This is a genomic window from Mesorhizobium sp. M0816, assembly GCF_040320005.1.
GTDB lineage: Bacteria > Pseudomonadota > Alphaproteobacteria > Rhizobiales > Rhizobiaceae > Mesorhizobium.
This window is the reverse complement of record NZ_JAMYOT010000002.1, coordinates 290807-310605: the sequence shown is the minus strand read 5'-3', so window position 1 is coordinate 310605 and position 19799 is coordinate 290807. Positions and strand designations below refer to the sequence as shown.

Genomic DNA, 19799 nt, shown 5'->3' with positions numbered 1-19799 from the left:
CTTCTCCCACAAAGGGAGAAGGGAAGGGGCGCATCAAGCCGCTCTGTCGCGGACCTGATAATCCTTGACCGCGGTGAAGCGGATCGCCTTCCAGCGCTCGGCCTCGTAGTTGAGCGAGAAGGCGTGCTGGGCGAGGAACACCGGATCGTTGTCGAGATCGCGCGCGATGTCGCCGCGATGCGCCTCGATGAAGCGCTGGAGTTCGGCCCTGTCGTCGGCCGATATCCAGCGGCAGACGGAAAAGCGCGACATCTCGAAATCGACCGGCAGTGTGTATTCGAAGTTTAGCCGCTCCTTCAAGACGTCGAGCTGCAGGGCGCCGACGACGCCGACGATGGCTGGCGAGCCGTCCTCCGGCGAGAACAATTGCACGACGCCTTCCTCGGCCATCTGGTGCAGCGCTTCCTTGAGCTTCTTGGCTTTCATGGCATCGCCGAGGCGAACGCGGCGCAGGATTTCAGGCGCGAAATTCGGCACGCCGCGAAACAGGATCTCCTCGCCTTCGGTCAGCGTGTCGCCGATGCGCAGCGTGCCGTGGTTGGGGATGCCGACGACATCGCCGGCGAACGCCTCGTCGGCCGTGACGCGGGTGCGGGCGAAGAAGAATTGCGGTGCCGACAGGCTCATCGGTTTTCCCGTGCGCACCAGCTTGGCCTTCATGCCGCGCTCGAGCTTGCCGGAGCAGACGCGGACGAAAGCGATGCGGTCGCGATGGTTGGGGTCCATATTGGCCTGGATCTTGAAGACGAAGGAGGTCATCTTGTCCTCGGTCGCCTCGACCTTGCGGCTGTCGGCCTCCTGCGCGCGCGGCGGCGGCCCGTAGGCGCCGAGCGCCTCGATCAGGTCGCGCACGCCGTAATTGCGCAGCGCCGAACCGAAATAGACCGGCGTCAAATGGCCCTCGCGGAAGGCATCGAGGTCGAGCGGGCGACAGGCCGCGCGCGCCAGCTCCAGCTCCTCGATGAAGGCCTCCCGCTCGTTCTCCGGCAACAGGCCGGCAACGCGGTTGGAATCGGGTCCATTGACCGGCGTGCGCTCCTTTTCGGCGTCGCCCTTGCGCACCGCGTTCAGCGCCAGATGGTAGGTCCCGGAAAAGGTCTTGCCGCGGCCGATCGGCCAGGTGATCGGCGCTGTATCCAGTGCCAGCTTCTGCTCGATCTCGTCGAGGATGTCGAATGGGTCTCGGCTTTCGCGGTCCATTTTGTTGACGAAGGTGATGATCGGGATGTCGCGCAGCCGGCAGACCTCGAACAGTTTCAGCGTGCGCGGCTCGATGCCCTTGGCGGCGTCGATCACCATGACCGCGCTGTCGACCGCCGACAGCGTGCGATAGGTGTCGTCGGCGAAATCCTCGTGGCCGGGCGTGTCGAGCAGGTTGAAGACGGTGTCCTCGTATTCGAAGGTCATCACCGAGGTGACCACCGAAATGCCGCGCTCGCGTTCGATCTTCATCCAGTCCGAGCGGGTCTGGATGCGGTCCTTCTTGGCCTTGACCTCGCCGGCAAGCTGGATGGCGCCGCCGAACAAAAGCAGTTTTTCGGTGAGCGTCGTCTTGCCGGCGTCGGGGTGGGCAATGATCGCGAAAGTGCGGCGGCGCGATACCGCTTGTTCGATGTCTTCAGCCAATTTCATGGAATCCTGTCTGTGGCGCGGGCTTCTAGCAGCGCTTTTCCGGCCTGTCGAACGGAAACACCGCTGATACCCCGGCAGCAGGTTCAGTCTCTGACGATAGCCGCCTGCGTGACCGAGCCAGCGTCATCCAGGCGCATAACCAGCCATTCAGAGTCGATCGAAAAAAATCCTCTTTCCGAACCAAGAATATAAACCAGACTCCAGTCCTCGAAATAGTCCATCTTCGGCGGCTCGCCGAGCATGGCAACAACTTCTGCCCGCGATTTCCCAACCAACGCCCCGGTCAGCACCAAACCGTCAGCAATGCGATGGCGCTTATGCAAAGGATCCAGCCAGTTGTCGTCCTGCCACCAAGATCGAACGATCGGCAGCGGGCCGAAGAAGACGGCATAGACAATGGCGGCTCCGGCTGCAGCAAAAACCAGCCCTTTTATCCAGCGGCGCAAATGACCCTCATGTGATTGAGCTGAACGTTTCCAGTGAGGCGATCGTCATCGACCCGCTTCGAGAGCGGTCCCGGCAACGCTCTTGGCAAGTCTGTAGCATGGTGCCAATGAGGGCAAGAAGTCCTGGGCGTTTGAAGGTACACGGCCGCGAGCAAGGACATCATCGTCATTGGATCCGGCATCATTGGCGCCTCCATCGCTTGGCACCGGCAGAGCTAAGCTGTCGACCTCTCCGGCTGCCGCAGCCGCCGGTTCACGTCCCGACGTCAGGCCGATTCGGTCGCTCGGCTCTCGAAGGCCACCTCCGGAATCCACTCGGCAATTGCGGCGCCGATCCTGTCGGCATGGTCCTCCTGCAGATAATGCGAGCCGGGTCCGAGATCGATCAACCGGCAGTTCTTCAGGCCGGCCGCGAATTCCCGTGCCGCCTGCGGCGAGACGAGGGCGCCCGGGTCACCGCAGAAAAGCAGCTTCGGGTAGGAGGAAGCCCGGAGCGCCCGATGGTCGTGCTCGCTGATGGCAGCGACATCGGCGGGCTGGCCTTCAATCGGCAGGTCGCGCGGCAGCCGCAGGATCGGCTTGCGCGATTGCGGCGTCGGGAATGGTGCCCGGTAGGAGGCCATTTCCTCATCGCTCATCGTGCGCAGCACCGCAGCCGGCAGTACCTTTTCGACGAAGACGTTGTCTTCCAGGACAAGCTTCTCACCGACGCCAGGCGTGCGCATTGCCTTGAACAATTCGCGCGCCTGCGGACGCTGGTGAAAATCGTCCCAACTCTCGAAGGGGCGGATGAATTCCATGAAGGCGAGGCCGAGGATCCGCTGCGGCCGCCGTGCGGCGAGATGGAAGGCGAGTGCGGTGCCCCAGTCCTGCGCGACGACCACCACGTCGGTGATGCCAAGCGTCTCGATGAAGGCGTCGAGATAGCGGACGTGGTCGAAGAAGCGATAGTCGATGTCCGGCTTGCCGGATTGGCCATAGCCGATCAGGTCGGGCGCAATGCAGCGGCCGAACGGCGCCACATGCGGGATGATGTCGCGCCAGATGTAGGACGACGTCGGGTTGCCGTGCAGGAAGAGTACCGTCGGGCCAGCCGTGCCTGCCTCGACATAGGAGATGGTGGAATCGAGCACCGCGACTTGCGAGCGTGGCAACATTGTGCGGGATTGCTGCTTTTCGAGTTTCGGGTTCATCGGATCAGCTCCTTTTTGCGAAGACTGTTTTGAAGACGATATTCTTGAAACGCTCGAGCGGTTCGGGACTGCGCTCCACCTTCATGCGCAGCATCGCGCCTTGCCAGGAACTCAACAGGAAATCGGCGAGGTCCTCGGCATCGAACGCGTCGGTGATGTCGCCAGCCGCCTGGCCCTCGGCGATGCATTCGGCAAAGGGCTTACGCCAGCGTTCGAAAATGGCGACGAGTTGCAGCCTCAGCGCCTCGCTGTGAGCCGCCGTCTCGAGGCTGAGATTGCCGATCATGCAGCCCCGTGCCCAATCATGCGCCTCCAGCTTCGACGTGATGATTTCGAGATAGCGGCGCAAGCGCCCGACCGGGGGCGTGCCGTCCCGAGCAAGGGCCTGCTCCGCCAAACCGCTCACATAGGCGAAATAGCGGTCCAGCACCTCGCCGGTGAACGCCTCCTTGGATGCAAAATGATTGGTGAAGGACCCCGGACGGGCATCGGCCGCGGCGACGATGTCGCGTACGCCAGCGGCCGAATAGCCGGAACTCCAGATGGTTTTGAAACCGGCGTCGAGAAGTTTTTCGCGAAGTGAATGTCTAGGCATGCCGGTACAATACGTACGTACGTATTAAAGTCAAGAGGCACATTTGATACGGCGCGCTCTTGGCAGAACCCACGGGCAATGGCATCGCAGTGGTGGCGTTGGAACGAGGAGTGAAGCATGACAGCGGCGAAACAAGTCATCGTCATCGGCGCCGGCATCATCGGCGCCTCCATCGCCTGGCACCTGACCAGGGCCGGAGCAAAGGTGACGGTCATTGCCGGCTGCGGCGTCGGCGGCGTCGCGACACCGAATTCCTTTGCCTGGATCAATGCCAGCTGGGGTAATCCGCAGCCTTACTTCCGACTACGGACTCGATCGATGGCCGAATGGACGCGATTGGCGAACGAGGTGCCCGGCATCCCGTTGCAATGGTGCGGTGGCTTATGCTGGGACCTGCCACGTCCCGAACTTGAGGCCTATGCGGCCGAGCACTCCGCATGGGGCTACGGCATCGAGCGTGTCGACCGTGCCGGAGCGGCGCGCATCGAGCCAAATCTGACCGAGCTTCCCGATTTCGCCCTTTATGTCGCCGAGGAAGGCGTTGCCGAGCCGGTCGCCGCCACGCAAGCACTGCTGGCCGACGCCGAACGGCGCGGCGCGCGAATTGTAGCCGGGACGACCGTCACCGCTCTGGTGCAAGCCAACGGCAGGATTGCCGGCGTCGATACATCCGGCGGGCGGATTGCTGCCGACGAGGTGGTGATCGTGGCCGGAGCCGGCTCTCCGGCACTAGCGGCAACAGCCGGGATAGAACTGCCGATCGAGACGCCGCCCGGCCTGATCGTGCATTCGCGCCCCTACGAAAAGCTGCTCAACGGCCTGGTGATCGGCGACCGACTGCATATGCGCCAGACGGCGGAAGGCCGCGTCGTCGCCGGCTCGGATTTCGGCGGCGCCGATCCCGGCGTGGATGCCGCGGCCACCGCCCGCGACCTGTTTGCGGCGATGAAGGCGATGCTGCGCGGCGCGGATGGGCTGGAACTCGATTTCCACACCATTGGCTACCGGCCGACCCCGGTCGATGGCTTTCCGATCATAGGCCGCGCCGAAGGCACGAGCGACGTCTACGTCGCGGTCATGCATTCCGGCATCACGCTGGCGCCGGCCGTCGGCCTGTTCGCCGCCCGCGAAATCCTCGACGGCGAGCGCGATCCGCTGCTTGATCCCTACGGGCTGGCGCGGTTTACTCAATAACCGGGCGGGCGGCGAAAGCCGCCGGCCAGCGGGTCGATTGCCCTGGCGATCCCGAGCAGGCGCGACTCCGACCAGCGTTTGCCAACAAGCTGTAGTCCGATGGGCAGGCCATTGCTGTCCTGTCCGCAGGGCAGCGACAGTGCCGGATGGCCGCTGTAGTTGAACACCGCGCCATAGGCCGGCAGCATCCAGTAGCTTTGCTTCTCGCCGTCGACCTCGATCGGCGTTCCCGGCTCGCAATGCGGGAAGGCGGTGACCATGGCGACCGGGCACAGCAAGGCGTCGCAGCCGTCGAAGAACCGTTCCCATGCCAGGATGGAGCGGTCGCGGCGGGCGAGCACCTCGAACCAGCGCGAGACCGGCGTCGGCTTCTCCGGTGGTTCGGGCTGCGCCGCCTCCAGCATCATGCCGATCAGCGCACCGCCTTGCTCCAGGTCGTCGTGCAGGTCGAGCTTCGGCAATTCGGCCTCGACGATGGCGCCCGCAGCCTGAAGCTCTTTTGCCAGACTTTCGACCGCCGCGCTGATCTCGCCGGCCACCGGAAAGCCCGGAAAGGACGGCGCGACGGCAATCCGCAAATTTCTGAGATCCAGCTCCGGCATGGTTTCGACCGGTACCGGCGCAAGGTCGGTATCGCTTCCATCCGGCCCGGCAATGAGGCCGTAGATCAGTGCCAGGTCCTCGACGCTGCGCGCCATCGGTCCGAGGCAGGAGATCAGCCTCACGCTGCGCGGCGCCCCGCCTGGATCGGGGAAGGCGCCGGCGAGCGAGACGCGGTGCTCGGTCGGCTTGAGGCCGTAGACGCCGCAAAAGAATGCGGGCAGCCGGATCGAATCCTGCATGTCGGTGCCGACCTCGAACGGCGTCATTCCGGTGCCGAGCGCCGCCGCCGCACCGCCACTGGAGCCGCCGGCGGTGCGCTGGAGATTCCAGGGATTGCCGGTGCGGCCAAACAGCGGATTGCTCGACTGCCAGTCACCGAGCATTGTCGCCACGTTCGTCTTGCCCACCAGTATGCCGCCTGCCGCCTTCAGCCAGGCAACGACCGGACTGTCTGCCCTCGGGGCATAGTCGGCGAAAGCCGGGAAGCCGACAGTGGTTCTCATGCCCGCGGTTTCATGCGTGTCCTTCAGTGTGAACGGCACGCCGTGTAGCGGCCCAAGGGCCTCGCCGCGCGCCTGGGCTTCGTCGGCCTTGCCAGCGCGTTGCCGCGCACCGTCCCGATCGAGGGTTACGACTGCGTTGACCGCCTCATTGTGCCTGTCAATTTGCGTCAGATGCGCGTCCAGCGCTTCCACAGCGGAAATCTTGCGGTCGCGAATGGCGGCAGCCAGTTCTGTCGTCGGGGAAAAGACGATATCCATCGTGGATGCTCCGGGCTATCGCGCCGCGCTCCTCAAAATGGCGGATTGCGGCGCGGCTTCAAGCCTGGCTCGACATTTCGACGATGGCGGCGCTTGATCGGGATTGCGCTGCCGGGATCCGTTGAGCGTTGGCGCCGTCCAGCGGCCTCGCCGCGCTCGGTACCTCTACGGCCTACCGTCCTCTGTTATGCGTCCGCTCATAGAGCTCACGGATGATGCCGCTTGCCGTGGTCTCGAACAGAAACGGCAAGAAAGCATGAATGAGCGCGGCAAAGGCCGCCATGAACAATCTCGACGAGAACCATGCGGCGAAAGCCATATGGCCGAAATAGCTCTCGCCGACCGTGGCCGGATGAGAGGTGAAAAGTCTTGCGAGCCGTGCCGTCATGTCGATCCCTCCTGCCGGCATGAAGAGCCGGCGATGAGTATACTGGCATGGGTGTTCGGTTCATCGGTCTCAAATTGTCCTTGTGAAAGGCTGAATTTTGGGACAAACATCCCACATGGCGCCGGAAATCGACGAAATAGACCGGAGATTGCTGGCCGAGCTGCAACGCGACGGCACGCTGTCCGTCGACCAGCTCTCGGCAAGAATATCGCTGTCGCGCAATGCTTGCTGGCGCCGGGTCAAGCGGCTGGAGGAAGACGGCGTCATCACCGGCCGGGTGGCGCTGGTCGACGCCGACAAGCTTGGGCTCGGCCTTTCGGTGTTCATCCTGATCCGCACCTCCAACCACGATCCGGACTGGCTGCAAAGATTCCGAGCGGCGGTGACCGGCTTTGCCGAGATCACCGGCGCTTACCGCATGTCCGGCGATCTCGACTATGTCCTGCGCGCCCGCGTCGCCGATGTGAAGGCCTATGACCGGCTCTATCAACGGCTGATCGCCAAGGTGGCACTATCGGACGTTTCGGCCTCCTTCGTCATGGAGGAGATCAAGGAGACCACGGTCGTTCCGATGGAACTGCGCTGAAGCGGAACTGTGCTGAAAGAAAGCCGTTGATAGCATTGCCGCCGAGTTGACTGAACCGGCGTTCGCGACGATAGGATCAGCCTCATGCGCGCAGCACTTTATCCCACCTCCGTCATCGGTCCGGCTGTCGGCTTCGTCAGGCTGCCGCATGGCGAGGGATTGCCGCTTCCTGCCTATGAGAGCTCGGGCGCCGCCGGCATGGACCTGCGCGCCGCCGTCCCGGACGACAGGCCGCTCTTGATTCTGCCGGGAAAGCGCGCGCTGGTGCCGACCGGGCTGATCCTGGAAATTCCGGAGGGCGTCGAGGGCCAGGTCCGGCCGCGTTCCGGCCTCGCCTTCAAGCACGGGCTCACCTGCCTCAACACGCCGGGCACCATCGACAGCGACTATCGCGGCGAGGTCAAGGTGCTGCTGATCAATCTCGGCGACGAGGATTTCGCGGTGACGCGCGGCATGCGGATCGCCCAGATCGTCTTCGCCCCGGTGACGCAGGCGACCGTCGAGGAGCGCACATTGGCTGGCGGCACAACGCGCGGCTCGGGCGGCTTCGGATCGACCGGCACGGCCTGATGAAAATACCCAAGCTCGTCATCTTCGATTGCGACGGGGTTCTGGTCGACACCGAGAACTTGGCCAATCGGCGCCTCGCCGAGTGGCTGACCGCGGCCGGCTTTCCGGCCAGCTTCGAATATTGCCGCAAGAATTTCTCCGGCCGCAGCATGGTCTCGGTGCAGAAGGAAGTCGAGGCGACCGGCGTCAGCCTCGGCGCCGATTTCGTCGAGCGTTGGAACGCCGGCCTGCCGGACCTGTTCGCGCATGGCGTCGAGGCCATCCCCTACGTTCGCGAGTTCATCGAAACCGTGCACGCCGCCGGCATCGCCACCTGTGTCGCCTCGTCGGCACGGGTGTCCAAAATGCACATCACGCTCGGCCAGACCGGACTGCTGCCGCTGTTCGAGCATGCGCTGTTCAGCTCGACCATGGTCGCGCACGGCAAGCCGTTCCCCGACCTCTTCCTGCATGCGGCAGCGACGATGGGCTTCGCGCCCGCCGACTGCATCGTCATTGAGGACAGCGTCGCCGGCACGGCAGCCGGCATCGCCGCTGGCATGCGCGTCTATTCCTACCACGGCGACCCGCTTTCCGACCGCGACGGGCTGATCGAAGCCGGCGGCATCCTGTTCGACGACATGCGTAAACTGGCCGGGCTGGTGCCAATCCACTGATCGCCTTTGCGCAAGCTGCATGCGCGCCCGATCTCAGACCGGGCGCGGCGCCCCAAGTAGTCGGTCGACCGTGTCGCGTATGAGACTGCGCAGATTGGCCGGCCTGTCGAGATGACTGACGACAAGCAGGCCGTCGGCCGCCACTGTTAGCGCGTCTGCGGTGCGGTCCGGATCGGGATTTGCGTCAGCGATCAGCAGATCCCTGAGGATGCCCCACTTCCAGTGACGATGCTTATCGATTGCCTGGCGAACCGGGCTCCTCGCGTCGGGGTATTCGGCAGCGGCGTTCTGGAACGGGCAGCCGCGGTAGCCCGGCTGATCCGCCGCGTCGGCAATAAGATCGAATACCGCAAGGATCATCAGGCGAGGTGGCCGCCGGCCAAGGCTCGCGATTGCCGCCCGTCCTCCCTTGCTGAGCTCCTCGATATAGGCGCGGACGAGATCGTCCTTGGCCGCGAAGTGATGATAGAACGTCGCCTTCGCAACGCCGGCCTCGGCGATGATGCGGTCGATGCCGACGGCACGGACCCCCTCCAGAGAAAACAGCGCGGTCGCCGTATCGACGATGCGGCGGCGCGCAAGGCTTTCGGGACGATCGTTGATTCGGGCTGTGGACATGCCTTGACCGTATAGCAGACAGGTCTGTATACATCCACATGTAGACAGACAGGTCTACCTGTTAACAGAGGGTCCAGCGAACATGGCTTCGATAGTCAGGGAAATCATCGTAGATGCTTCACCGGAAAGCGTATGGGCGACGGTCGGCGACTTCGCCGGCGGCGCCCAACGGATAGCCCCAGGCGTTTTCGTCGACTGCCGGGTTGATAAGGGCGACGTGCGGGCCCTTACTTTCGCCGACGGCAAGATTGTGCGAGAGCGGCTCATCGCCCGCGACGAGCAGAGCCGGCGGATCGTGTGGGGATGGCTCGGCGACGAGGTCACCCACGATAATACCTCCATGCAGGTCTTTGCCGAGCGCGAGGGCCGGAGCCGCCTGGTCTGGATCCACGACACTCTGCCCGACGAACTCGGCGCGTGGCTCGCAGCCGCCATGGATCAGCTGGTGCCGGTTTTCCAGCAGACCCTGGCGAGCCAAGCCAAGCCAACATAGTGAGGCAACGCCAGGGGTTTCCTCTTGGTCGCAAAATGCTCTAGCTTGCGCGCGCCCGACATAACGAGCGCGCGCGCATGACCTTCTCCCTGCTTCGTTTCATCTTTGCCTGCCTGCTGCTGCCCTGTCTTTGGACGACGGCCGGCGCGGAGGCGGTCAGCTTCCCGGAGCTCGGCAGCGCTGTCCCCGGCCACGGCGATGTCACCTATCTCGATCTCGCCAGGATGGTCATTCCCGATCTGGCGGCGGACAAGGACGGCTTTTTCCGGGGTTCGATGCCGATCGAGATGCGCCACATCGCTGGACCGGACTACGACGGCTCGCCGCCGGCGACGTCGGGTCTTTCCAGCGGCGACGTGCTCGACATCAAGGCCGGCGGCAAGGACCGGCTGGCGATGCTGCTCGACCTCGGCGACTCGCCTGACAGCGCCGAGGGTTATGCAGTGCTGGCACTCTACGACATCACCGGCAAGCCGGCCTTGCTCGACGCGGTCAATGTTGCCGTCGACCGCAGCACCTACTTTCGCGATCCGGGCAAGCTGTCGATCGGGCCCGGCGATGACGTCATCATCACCACGAGCACGCATTTCAATTCGAGCCAGGGCTATGTGATCGCGCCGCTGGTCATGGTCCGCAACGACAGGTTCGAGCTGATCGACATGATCTATACGTTCGACGAAAACCTCTGCACCAACCGAAGGACGCAGAATGCGGCCTTCCAGGCGATTGCCGACGGCCAGCCCTATGCAGCCATCAAGGTTACGGTGACCGACGCGACAGTGCCGGGCGATGAAAGCTGCGACGGCCAGCCGCCGCCAGAGGCGTCTTCACGCGACATTTCCGTCACCTATCATTGGGGCAAAAACGCTTCGCGTTACGTCAAGGATTCCGATGCGCTGGACCGATTGGCAGGAGAGAACGCCAAACGCTTCTGAGCCAACCGCATTTGTTTGCCCGGCGCGTTCCGCCGGGCTAGAATTTCCTTCATAATCCGCACCGGAGGGGAGCATCCATGGATAAGGGCAAGATTTTTCGCGACCTGCATACATCGATCTTCGTCATGGCCAATTCATGGGACGTCGGCACGACCAAGCTCTTGGCCTCATTCGGCTTCAAGGCGCTGGCCACGACCAGCGCCGGCTTTGCCTTTTCGCGCGGCCTGCCGGACGGCGCGGTGACATTCGAGGCGATGATCCATCATTGCCGTGAAGTGTCGGCGGCGACCGGGCTGCCGGTTTCGGCGGACCTCGAAAAGGGCAAGGGCGACAGCGCGACAAGTGCCGGCGAGACCATCTTCGCCGCCGAGGCGGCTGGCCTCGCTGGCTGCTCGATCGAGGACCATACCGGCGAGCCCGCCAAGCCGATCTATGATTTTTCGCATGCCGTCGATCGCGTCGCGGCGGCGGCGGAAGCGGCACGGGCACTGAAACGCGATTTCGTCTTCACCGCGCGGGCCGAGAATTTCCTGTGGGGCAAGCCCGATCTCGACGACACGATCAAGCGGCTGCAGGCCTTCGAGAAAGCCGGTGCCGACGTGCTCTATGCACCGGGCCTGGGCGACATCGAGATGGTGCGAACCGTCTGCTCGGCGCTGACCAAGCCCGTGAACGTCATGGCTAGGCCCGGCTTCACCATCGCCGATCTTGCCATGGCTGGGGTAAAGCGCATCTCGCTCGGCCCATGGCTGACCAATTTTGCTTTCGGCATGCTGGAGACCGCGGCGCGCGAGATCCAGCAGGATGGCACCTTCGGCTTCACCCGCGCCGCCATGCCGTTCGGCAAGCTGCAGGCGCTGTTTGCCAAATCTTCCGCCTAGGCGGGGCCCGGCGAATGACGCTCACCGTCGTCGACATGCACACCGGCGGCGAGCCGCTGCGGATCGTCACCGGCGGCTACCCCGACATTCCCAAGGGCACGATCCTCGAAAAGCGTGCCTATGTGCGCGACCATCTCGATCATCTCAGAAAGATCCTGATGTTCGAGCCGCGCGGCCATTACGACATGTATGGCGCGCTGCTGGTGGAGCCCGACCTGCCGGGCGCCGACCTCGCGGTGCTGTTCATGCACAATGAGGGCTATTCGACGATGTGCGGCCACGCCATCGTCGCGCTCGGCCGCTACGCCGTCGACGAGCGGCTGGTGGCGCCACGCGAGCCGATGACGACCGTCAATGTCGAGGCGCCATGCGGGCTGATTTCGGCTGCGGTCGAGGTAAGGGACGGCAAGGCCGGCGCGGTGTCCTTCGAAAGCGTGCCGGCGTTTCTGTTCGCCGGCAACCAGCGGATCGAGCTGCCGGGCTATGGTCCGGTCGGCTTCGACATCGCCTATGGCGGCGCCTTCTATGCACTGGCCGACTGCCGCCAGTTCGGGCTGGAATTCGGCCAGAACCGGGTGCGCGATTTCGTCGATGCAGCGACCGCGCTGACCAATAAGCTCAAGGCCGAATTGCCGCTGTCGCATCCCGACCATGCCGATCTCGCCTTTCTCTACGGCACCATCCTGACCGACGGACAGGATGCGTTCTCCGATACGCCGACCAAAAACATCTGCGTTTTCGCCGAGGCGGAGGTCGACCGTTCGCCGACCGGCTCCGGCGTCACCGCGCGGCTGGCGGCCATGCACGCCAAGGGCCAAATCGAGATTGGCCGGACGCGGCTGTTCGAGAGCATCGCCGGCTCGCGCTTTTCCGGCGCCGTCGTACGCACGGCCACAGCCGGGCCGCATGACGCCATCATCGCCCGCGTCGGCGGCCGCGCCTATTACTCAGGGCGGGCCGAATTCATCGTCGAGGACGACGACGAACTGGGCAGGGGTTTTCTGCTGAGATAGCTCCCTTCCCGTGCCGAGATCGCCTTGTGCAGGTGCACCATCATGGCGGCGGCGAACAGCGGCGTCAGAAGATTGAGTAGCGGCACGGCGAGGAAAGCGGCGACCACCAGCCCGGCCAGGAACACGGTGATGGAGTGCTTTCTGCGCAGCGCCTTGGCCTCGGCCTCCGGGCGAAAGCGCATGGCGGCGAATTCGAAGAACTCGCGTCCGAGCAGATACCCATTGACGATGAAGAAAGCGGCGATGTTCACGCCCGGCACCAAGAGCAGCAGCAGGGCGACGATGTTGCCGAGGATAACGACGCCGAAAAATCGGATCGCCAGCACCAGCGAGCGCAACGCCGGCACGGCGCGGCCGGGCGGGTCGTTTGGATAATCCGTGCGCTCGACCACTTCGGCGACGTCGTCGAGGAACAGGCCGGCGATGATCGCCGTCACCGGCGCGATGAGCAGCGCCAAGCCCAGCGCAAGGCCGATGCCGGCGACGACGGCGCCCAGCCATCCGGCCCAGGAGGGTAGGGCGGGCAGCCATGCATCGATCCACGGCCAGGCCAGCCATTCGAACAAGCTCTTGATCCCGAACCAAAGCGCCGCCAGCGCCAGCAAGGTCAGCCCCAGCGTCTTCAGGAACACAGAACGGAATTCGGGCGAGAACAGCCGGCTCAAGGCGGCACGGGCGGCGTCGAGGATCACGGCGTTTCCAATTCCATGTCAAACGAGGCCCATGGGCGATATTTCGGGATAGGCGGAGACAGGTCGCGAGACAAGCGCAAACCGCGCGATACGAAGCATGCGTTCTGCCCGGATTTATAACTCGCGGCCTAGGCAAAGCCGCATCAAACCGCTAGACCCGCCCGCGCCCGGCGTGGCAGAAAGCCGGTGGGTTTTTGGCGGAGACATGAATTGATGCCGGACTATGACGTGCTTTGTGTCGGAAATGCCATCGTCGACATCATCGCCCAGTGCGACGAGGCGTTCCTGGAGACCAACGGCATCATCAAGGGCGCGATGAATTTGATCGACACGAGGCGCGCCGAACTGCTCTACAGCCGCATGGGCCCGGCCATCGAAGCCTCGGGCGGCAGCGCCGGCAACACGGCGGCGGGCGTTGCCAGCTTCGGCGGCCGCGCCGCCTTCTTCGGCAAGGTCTCGAACGACGCGCTCGGCGAAATCTACGCGCACGACATCCATGCCCAGGGCGTCGCCTTCGACACCAGGCCGCTCAGCGGCGAGCCACCGACGGCGCGCTCGATGATCTTCGTCACGCCGGACGGCGAGCGCTCGATGAACACCTATCTCGGCGCCTGCGTCGAGCTCGGCCCGGAGGACGTCGAGGCCGACAAGGCGTCGGGCGCCGCCGTCACTTATTTCGAGGGCTATCTGTGGGACCCGCCGCGCGCCAAGGAAGCGATCCGGCAGACGGCTAAGCTCGCCCACGCCGCCGGGCGCGAAGTGTCGATGACATTGTCGGACTCGTTCTGCGTCGACCGCTACCGCGACGAGTTCCTCGATCTCATGCGCTCCGGCACCGTCGACATCGTCTTTGCCAATAGCCACGAGATCAAGTCGCTCTACCAGACCGCTTCCTTCGACGAGGCGCTGGCGCGGATCCGCAAGGACTGCAAGATCGCCGCCGTCACCCGCTCGGAAAAGGGCTCGGTCATCGTGCGCGGCGACGAGACCGTCACCATCAATGCGACCAGGATCCGCGAGCTGGTCGACACCACCGGCGCCGGCGACCTCTACGCCGCCGGCTTCCTCTATGGCTACACGCAAGGCCGCAGCCTGAAGCAGTGCGGCGATCTCGGCTCGCTGGCTGCCGGGCTGGTCATCCAGCAAATCGGCCCAAGGCCGAGGCAGAACCTGCGCCGCGAGGCCGAGCAGGCGGGGTTGTTGTAGGAGCGCCTCTCCCTTCTCCCCTTGTGGGAGAAGGTGGATCGGCGCGCAGCGCCGAGACGGTTGAGGGGTGCTGGACGGATCGCCGTCGGTGCCAAGCTGGAGCACCCCTCATCCGACCGAGCTTCGCTCGGCCACCTTCTCCCACAGGGGGAGAAGGAAAGAGGTGCTGCCGCTACGCGCTCCTCAAGCCCCCGCGCTATACGCCGCGATCGCCGCCATATTGACGATGTCGCTGTCCTTGGCATTCAGCGAGACGATCTGAACCGGCTTGTTCAGGCCGACCAGCAGCGGGCCGATGACGGTCGAGCCGCCGAGCTCCTGCAGCATCTTGGTCGAGATGGAGGCCGAGTGGAAGGCCGGCATGATCAGCACATTGGCCGGGCCGGTCAGCCTGATGAACGGATACTGCGCCATGGCGCGGGCGTTGAGCGCCACGTCGGCGGCCATCTCGCCGTCATACTCGAAATCGACGCGGCGCTTGTCGAGGATGCGCACCGCTTCCTGGACGCGCTCGGAGCGTTCGCCCTGCGGATGGCCGAAGGTCGAATAGGCGAGCATGGCGAGCCTCGGCTCGTAGCCCATGCGGCGGGCGAAGCCGGCGGCCTCCTCGGCGATGTCGGCGATCTCGACGGCATCAGGCATGTCGTGCACCGCGGTGTCGGCAACGAGGACGGTGCGACCCCGCGCGAGCACGATCGACACGCCGATGACGCAGTGGCCGGGCCTTGCGTCGATGACGCGGCGGATGTCGTCGAGCGCCGTCGAATAGTTACGGGTAACGCCGGTGACGATGCCGTCGGCATCGCCCAGCGCCACCATGCAGGCGGCGAAATGGTTGCGGTCGTTGTTGATCAGCCGCTGGCAGTCGCGGAACAGAAAGCCTTTGCGCTGCATGCGCTCGTAGAGATAGTCGGTGTAGACCGAGTTGCGCCGCGACAGCCGCGCATTGATGATCTCGATGCCTTGCTTGCCGAGATCGATGCCGGCATTCCTGGCGTTTTCCTTGATGATGTCGTCGCGGCCGAGCAGGATGGCGGTGCCGAGCCGCTGGTTCACATAGGAGACGGCGGCGCGCATCACCTGCTCCTCCTCGCCCTCGGCAAAGACGATGCGCTTGGGCTGGCGGCGGACGCGGTCGTAGATGCGCTGCAGCGTCGAGGCGATCGGGTCGCGGCGGGCGGAAAGCTCCTGCGCGTAGCGGTCGAGATCGAGGATCGGCTTGCGCGCGACGCCGGAGTCCATCGCCGCTTTGGCCACCGCGATCGGAATGGCCGAGATCAGGCGCGGGTCGAACGGCACCGGGATGATGTAGTTGGGGCCGAATTTCGGCCGCATGCCCTGATAGGCGGCGGCGACGTCGTCGGGCACGTCCTGGCGCGCCAGTTCGGCGAGCGCTTTGGCCGCGGCGATCTTCATGTCGTCATTGATGGTGGTCGCCCGCACATCGAGCGCGCCGCGGAAGATGTAGGGGAAGCCAAGCACGTTGTTGACCTGGTTGGGATAGTCGGACCGTCCCGTCGCCATGATGGCGTCGGTGCGGATCTCGGCGACCTCCTCAGGCGTGATCTCGGGGTCGGGATTGGCCATGGCGAAGATGATCGGGTTCTTGGCCATCGACTGCACCATCCTGGTGGTCAGCGTGCCCTTGGCCGAGAGGCCGAGGAACACGTCGGCGCCGTCCAGCGCCTCGGCCAGCGAGCGCGCGCCGGTTTTCACGGCGTGCGCCGACTTCCACTGGTTCATGCCTTCGGTGCGACCCTGGAAGACGACGCCCTTGGTGTCGCACAGGATGATATTTTCTGGCGCAAAGCCCATCGCCTTCATCAATTCGATGCAGGCGATGCCGGCAGCGCCGGCGCCGTTGCAGACCATTTTCGTGGTCTTCATGTCGCGGCCGGTGATTTCCAGCGCGTTGATCAGGCCGGCGGCCGAGATGATGGCGGTGCCGTGCTGGTCGTCATGGAAGACCGGGATGTCCATCAGCTCGCGCAGCCGCTGCTCGATGATGAAGCATTCCGGCGCCTTGATGTCCTCGAGGTTGATGCCGCCGAAGGAGGGGCCGAGAAAGCGCACGCAGTTGATGAATTCGTCGGCATCCTCGGTGTCGACCTCGAGGTCGATGGAATCGACATCGGCGAAGCGCTTGAACAGCACCGCCTTGCCTTCCATCACCGGCTTCGAGGCCAGCGCGCCGAGATTGCCGAGGCCGAGGATAGCGGTGCCGTTGGAGATGACGGCGACCATGTTGCCGCGAACCGTGTAGTCGAAGGCGCGGCTCGGGTCCTCGGCGATGGCGAGAACCGGCACCGCGACGCCCGGCGAATAGGCGAGGCTGAGATCGCGCTGCGTCGCCATCGGTTTTGTGGCGACGATCTCCAGCTTGCCCGGACGGCCCATGGCGTGGAATTCCAACGCCTCCTGGGCGCTGACGGAGGGCCCGTTGCTTTCGGTTTTCTTGGCCATGGTACTTTTGGTTTCCTCGCCCGTACGGCACCGCTTGAGATGGGTGCGCATGCTTTCTTTTGTGGAAGGTTCGGGATTAAGGCTACACTTCGCCGCTGTAAACCGCCAAGCATGGCTTGGAAAATTTTGGAAGCAGCTTCTTGAACGACGAGACGCCCATTCGAAGCGACGATGCCACGCCGGCCTTCGCGCCGGCGACGCCGATGATGGAGCAGTATATCGAGATCAAGGCGGCGAACCCGGATTCGCTGCTGTTCTACCGCATGGGCGATTTCTACGAGCTGTTCTTCGACGACGCCGAGAAGGCAAGCCGGGCGCTCGGCATCGTGCTGACCAAGCGCGGCAAGCATCAGGGGCTCGACATCCCGATGTGCGGCGTGCCGGTGCATGCCGCCGACGATTATCTGCAGAAGCTGATCGGCCAGGGGTTCCGCGTCGCTGTCTGCGAGCAGATCGAGGATCCGGCGGAGGCCAGGAAGCGCGGCGGCAAATCGGTGGTGCGCCGCGACGTGGTGCGGCTGGTAACGCCCGGCACCATCACCGAGGACAAATTGCTGGCGCCGTCGGAATCGAGTTTTCTGATGGCGCTGGGACGGGTCAAGGGTGGGGCAGAGCACGCTTTCGCCTTGGCCTGGATCGAGATCTCGACCGGTGTCTTCCGCGTCGCCGAGACCACCGCCGACCGGCTGCTCGCCGACGTCTTCCGTGTCGATCCGCGCGAGCTGATCGTCGCCGAGCCGGTGTTTTACGACCCGGAGCTGAAACCGGTGTTCGACGTGCTCGGCCGCGTCGCCAGCCCGCAGCCGCCGTCACTGTTCGATTCGGCTTCGGCCGCCGGCCGCATCGCCCGCTTCTTCGAGGTGGCAACGCCGGATAGTTTCGGCACGTTTTCGCGCGCCGAGCTGTCGGCGATCTCAGGCGTCATCGCCTATGTCGAAAAGACGCAGAAGGCCGAGCGGCCGCCGCTGTCGCGGCCGGAGCGCGAGGAGCAGGGCTCGACGCTGTTCATCGACCCGGCGACGCGCGCCAATCTGGAGCTGCTGCGCACGCTGTCCGGCAGCCGCGACGGGTCGCTGTTCAAGGCGATCGACCGCACGGTGACCGGTGGCGGCGCAAGGCTGCTCGCCGACCGCTTGACGGCGCCGCTGACCGACCCGGCGGCCATCGCCGCAAGGCTGGACTCGGTGTCGTTCTTCCGCTCCGAAACGCGCCTCTGCCAGGCAGTGCGGGCAAGCCTGAAGAGCGTCGCCGACATGCCGCGGGCGCTGTCCAGGCTGGCGCTCAACCGCGGCGGCCCGCGCGACCTCGGCGCGCTGCGCGCCGGTTTCGAAGCGGCCGGCGCCATCGCCGAACTGTTCGGCCAAACCGCATTGCCGGCCGAACTGACCGCGGCGTTGGGAGCTATCAAGGCACTGCCCAGTGATCTGGCGACGCATCTGGCACAGGCGCTCAGCGACGAGCTGCCGTTGCTCAGGCGCGACGGCGGCTTTGTCCGCGGCGGCTACCACGCCGAACTCGACGAGATGCGGGCACTGCGCGACGAGTCGCGAAAGGTGATCGCCGGGCTGGAGCGTTCGCTGATCGACGAGACCGGCATCCGCTCGCTGAAGATCAGGCACAACAATGTGCTGGGCTATTATATCGAAGTCACCGCTAACCACCATGCGCTGATGACCGGCAGCGACGGCGCCAAGGCGCGCTTCATCCATCGCCAGACCATGGCCAACGCCATGCGCTTCACCACCACGGAACTCGCCGAACTGGAAACCAAGATCGCCAACGCCGCCGACCGGGCGCTGGCGATCGAGCTTGCCGCTTTCGAGGCGCTGACGGCGGAAGTGGTCGGCCAGGCCGACACGATCCGTGCCGGCGCCGAAGCGCTCGCCGTGCTCGACGTTTCGGCCGCACTTGCCTTGCTTTCCGAGAGCGAGGCCTGGTGCCGGCCGCTGGTCGATGCGAGCCTTGCCTTCGAGATTTCGGGTGGACGTCATCCGGTGGTCGAACAGGCGCTGCGGCGTTCCGGCGAAGGCCCGTTCGTCGCCAATGATTGCGATCTGTCGCCGCAAGGCGATGCCAAGGCCGGCGCGATCTGGCTGCTGACCGGCCCCAATATGGGCGGCAAATCGACCTTCCTCAGGCAAAACGCGCTGATCGCCATCCTCGCCCAGACCGGCTCCTTCGTGCCGGCGGCATCAGCCCATATCGGCGTCGTCGACCGGCTGTTTTCGCGGGTCGGCGCCTCCGACGATCTGGCGCGCGGCCGCTCCACCTTCATGGTCGAGATGGTCGAGACGGCGGCGATCCTCAACCAGGCAGGCGAACGCGCACTGGTCATCCTCGACGAGATCGGCCGCGGCACCGCCACTTTCGACGGCCTGTCGATCGCCTGGGCGGCGGTCGAATATTTGCACGAGAAAAACCGCTGCCGGGCGATCTTCGCCACGCATTTCCACGAGATGACGGCGCTGGCCGGAAAATTGCCGCGGCTCTCCAACGTCACCATGCGGGTCAAGGAATGGGAGGGCGACGTGGTCTTCCTGCACGAGGTCGGCAAGGGTGCGGTCGACCGTTCCTACGGCGTCCAAGTAGCGCGGCTGGCCGGCCTGCCAGAGGCCGTCGTCGGCCGGGCCAAGGAAGTGCTGCACCAGCTTGAAGCAGGCGAGGTCTCGGGCAAGGCCAACCGTCTGGTCGACGACCTGCCGCTGTTTTCCGTGGCAGCGAAGCGGGAGGCGTCGAAGCCGGTGAAGAGTGATGGGCTGGGTTTGGCGCTAGCGGAGATCAATCCCGACGAGATGACGCCAAGGGAAGCGCTGGAGGCGCTGTACCGGCTGAAGGGGATGGCTGGGAAGTAGTGCTCGTCCGATAGCGCTCTAC

The 19799-nt window shown here is 64.7% G+C and carries 19 protein-coding genes; 10 read left to right on the top strand and 9 right to left on the bottom strand.

The window, feature by feature from the left end; all coding sequences use genetic code 11:
* Positions 1-33: 33 nt before the first annotated feature.
* The 4 genes from NKI17_RS03680 to NKI17_RS03665 all read right to left on the bottom strand — a co-directional run bounded on the left by NKI17_RS03680 (position 34) and on the right by NKI17_RS03665 (position 3866).
* Positions 34-1632 carry a peptide chain release factor 3 gene (locus NKI17_RS03680; RefSeq protein ID WP_502893745.1) on the bottom strand — a complete coding sequence of 533 codons (1599 nt, stop codon included), beginning with the start codon at positions 1630-1632 and terminating at the stop codon, positions 34-36.
* 83 nt (positions 1633-1715) lie between these two features.
* Positions 1716-2078: a hypothetical protein gene (locus NKI17_RS03675; RefSeq protein ID WP_352905412.1), complete on the bottom strand. Its 363-nt coding sequence runs from the start codon at positions 2076-2078 to the stop codon at positions 1716-1718.
* Positions 2079-2344: 266 nt separating this feature from the next.
* Positions 2345-3271, bottom strand: coding sequence for a haloalkane dehalogenase (locus NKI17_RS03670; protein WP_023676363.1), 927 nt, complete (start codon positions 3269-3271; stop codon positions 2345-2347).
* Between the two features lie 4 nt (positions 3272-3275).
* Positions 3276-3866, bottom strand: coding sequence for a TetR/AcrR family transcriptional regulator (locus tag NKI17_RS03665; RefSeq protein ID WP_352905411.1), 591 nt, complete (start codon positions 3864-3866; stop codon positions 3276-3278).
* A 117-nt stretch (positions 3867-3983) separates the two neighbouring features.
* Between NKI17_RS03665 and NKI17_RS03660 the strand changes: the two genes are divergently transcribed.
* Positions 3984-5060, top strand: a complete 1077-nt coding sequence (locus tag NKI17_RS03660; RefSeq protein WP_023676365.1) for an NAD(P)/FAD-dependent oxidoreductase — start codon at positions 3984-3986, stop codon at positions 5058-5060.
* On the opposite strand, the gene NKI17_RS03655 is transcribed toward NKI17_RS03660, so the two are convergent.
* Positions 5054-6424: an amidase gene (locus NKI17_RS03655; protein WP_023676366.1), complete on the bottom strand. Its 1371-nt coding sequence runs from the start codon at positions 6422-6424 to the stop codon at positions 5054-5056. The two genes, NKI17_RS03660 and NKI17_RS03655, sit on opposite strands and share 7 nt — an antisense overlap.
* Positions 6425-6596: 172 nt before the next feature.
* Positions 6597-6812, bottom strand: coding sequence for a DUF6356 family protein (locus tag NKI17_RS03650; RefSeq protein WP_023676367.1), 216 nt, complete (start codon positions 6810-6812; stop codon positions 6597-6599).
* Between the two features lie 115 nt (positions 6813-6927).
* On the opposite strand from NKI17_RS03650, the gene NKI17_RS03645 reads away from it, so the two are divergent.
* From NKI17_RS03645 to NKI17_RS03635, 3 genes are all read left to right on the top strand, one after another.
* Positions 6928-7398: an Lrp/AsnC family transcriptional regulator gene (locus NKI17_RS03645; protein ID WP_023676368.1), complete on the top strand. Its 471-nt coding sequence runs from the start codon at positions 6928-6930 to the stop codon at positions 7396-7398.
* Positions 7399-7482: 84 nt separating this feature from the next.
* Positions 7483-7968 (top strand): dUTP diphosphatase, encoded by a 486-nt coding sequence (gene dut, locus NKI17_RS03640; RefSeq protein ID WP_023676369.1) that lies wholly within the window; start codon positions 7483-7485, stop codon positions 7966-7968.
* The gene (locus NKI17_RS03635) at positions 7968-8624 is read left to right on the top strand and encodes an HAD family hydrolase (RefSeq protein ID WP_023676370.1); all 657 of its coding nucleotides are present in this window, start codon (positions 7968-7970) and stop codon (positions 8622-8624) included. Before dut ends, NKI17_RS03635 begins: the two co-directional genes overlap by 1 nt.
* A 33-nt stretch (positions 8625-8657) precedes the next feature.
* Here NKI17_RS03635 and NKI17_RS03630 read toward each other — a convergent pair whose 3' ends face one another.
* Positions 8658-9242, bottom strand: a complete 585-nt coding sequence (locus NKI17_RS03630; protein WP_352905410.1) for a TetR/AcrR family transcriptional regulator — start codon at positions 9240-9242, stop codon at positions 8658-8660.
* A gap of 82 nt (positions 9243-9324) precedes the next feature.
* On the opposite strand from NKI17_RS03630, the gene NKI17_RS03625 reads away from it, so the two are divergent.
* The 4 genes from NKI17_RS03625 to NKI17_RS03610 all read left to right on the top strand — a co-directional run bounded on the left by NKI17_RS03625 (position 9325) and on the right by NKI17_RS03610 (position 12564).
* Positions 9325-9735, top strand: coding sequence for an SRPBCC family protein (locus NKI17_RS03625; RefSeq protein WP_352905408.1), 411 nt, complete (start codon positions 9325-9327; stop codon positions 9733-9735).
* Between the two features lie 77 nt (positions 9736-9812).
* The gene (locus tag NKI17_RS03620) at positions 9813-10670 is read left to right on the top strand and encodes a hypothetical protein (protein ID WP_352905407.1); all 858 of its coding nucleotides are present in this window, start codon (positions 9813-9815) and stop codon (positions 10668-10670) included.
* A gap of 77 nt (positions 10671-10747) precedes the next feature.
* Complete coding sequence (locus NKI17_RS03615; RefSeq protein WP_023676373.1) at positions 10748-11551, top strand: isocitrate lyase/PEP mutase family protein; 804 nt, start codon at positions 10748-10750, stop codon at positions 11549-11551.
* 14 nt (positions 11552-11565) lie between these two features.
* Positions 11566-12564 carry a proline racemase family protein gene (locus tag NKI17_RS03610; protein WP_352570220.1) on the top strand — a complete coding sequence of 333 codons (999 nt, stop codon included), beginning with the start codon at positions 11566-11568 and terminating at the stop codon, positions 12562-12564.
* Here NKI17_RS03610 and NKI17_RS03605 read toward each other — a convergent pair.
* Complete coding sequence (locus NKI17_RS03605) at positions 12495-13256, bottom strand: sulfate transporter family protein (protein ID WP_352570221.1); 762 nt, start codon at positions 13254-13256, stop codon at positions 12495-12497. The genes NKI17_RS03610 and NKI17_RS03605 overlap by 70 nt on opposite strands.
* Before the next feature lie 213 nt (positions 13257-13469).
* Between NKI17_RS03605 and NKI17_RS03600 the strand changes: the two genes are divergently transcribed.
* The gene (locus NKI17_RS03600; protein ID WP_352591197.1) at positions 13470-14462 is read left to right on the top strand and encodes an adenosine kinase; all 993 of its coding nucleotides are present in this window, start codon (positions 13470-13472) and stop codon (positions 14460-14462) included.
* Between the two features lie 183 nt (positions 14463-14645).
* Here NKI17_RS03600 and NKI17_RS03595 read toward each other — a convergent pair whose 3' ends face one another.
* Positions 14646-16925: an NADP-dependent malic enzyme gene (locus NKI17_RS03595; protein WP_352570223.1), complete on the bottom strand. Its 2280-nt coding sequence runs from the start codon at positions 16923-16925 to the stop codon at positions 14646-14648.
* Positions 16926-17128: 203 nt separating this feature from the next.
* Between NKI17_RS03595 and mutS the strand changes: the two genes are divergently transcribed.
* Entirely contained in the window at positions 17129-19777 is a 2649-nt protein-coding gene (gene mutS, locus NKI17_RS03590) for a DNA mismatch repair protein MutS (protein WP_352905437.1), read from the top strand.
* Positions 19778-19799: the final 22 nt, after the last annotated feature.

Coding starts and splice junctions, on each gene's coding strand:
- NKI17_RS03600 (WP_352591197.1), top strand. CDS start 13,470: ATGCCGGACTATGACGTGCTTTGTGTCGGAAATGCCATCGTCGACATC.
- NKI17_RS03645 (WP_023676368.1), top strand. CDS start 6,928: ATGGCGCCGGAAATCGACGAAATAGACCGGAGATTGCTGGCCGAGCTG.
- NKI17_RS03630 (WP_352905410.1), bottom strand. CDS start 9,242: ATGTCCACAGCCCGAATCAACGATCGTCCCGAAAGCCTTGCGCGCCGC.
- dut (WP_023676369.1), top strand. CDS start 7,483: ATGCGCGCAGCACTTTATCCCACCTCCGTCATCGGTCCGGCTGTCGGC.
- NKI17_RS03655 (WP_023676366.1), bottom strand. CDS start 6,424: ATGGATATCGTCTTTTCCCCGACGACAGAACTGGCTGCCGCCATTCGC.
- NKI17_RS03635 (WP_023676370.1), top strand. CDS start 7,968: ATGAAAATACCCAAGCTCGTCATCTTCGATTGCGACGGGGTTCTGGTC.
- NKI17_RS03660 (WP_023676365.1), top strand. CDS start 3,984: ATGACAGCGGCGAAACAAGTCATCGTCATCGGCGCCGGCATCATCGGC.
- NKI17_RS03650 (WP_023676367.1), bottom strand. CDS start 6,812: ATGACGGCACGGCTCGCAAGACTTTTCACCTCTCATCCGGCCACGGTC.
- mutS (WP_352905437.1), top strand. CDS start 17,129: ATGATGGAGCAGTATATCGAGATCAAGGCGGCGAACCCGGATTCGCTG.
- NKI17_RS03620 (WP_352905407.1), top strand. CDS start 9,813: ATGACCTTCTCCCTGCTTCGTTTCATCTTTGCCTGCCTGCTGCTGCCC.
- NKI17_RS03680 (WP_502893745.1), bottom strand. CDS start 1,632: ATGAAATTGGCTGAAGACATCGAACAAGCGGTATCGCGCCGCCGCACT.
- NKI17_RS03665 (WP_352905411.1), bottom strand. CDS start 3,866: ATGCCTAGACATTCACTTCGCGAAAAACTTCTCGACGCCGGTTTCAAA.
- NKI17_RS03625 (WP_352905408.1), top strand. CDS start 9,325: ATGGCTTCGATAGTCAGGGAAATCATCGTAGATGCTTCACCGGAAAGC.
- NKI17_RS03670 (WP_023676363.1), bottom strand. CDS start 3,271: ATGAACCCGAAACTCGAAAAGCAGCAATCCCGCACAATGTTGCCACGC.
- NKI17_RS03595 (WP_352570223.1), bottom strand. CDS start 16,925: ATGGCCAAGAAAACCGAAAGCAACGGGCCCTCCGTCAGCGCCCAGGAG.
- NKI17_RS03610 (WP_352570220.1), top strand. CDS start 11,566: ATGACGCTCACCGTCGTCGACATGCACACCGGCGGCGAGCCGCTGCGG.
- NKI17_RS03615 (WP_023676373.1), top strand. CDS start 10,748: ATGGATAAGGGCAAGATTTTTCGCGACCTGCATACATCGATCTTCGTC.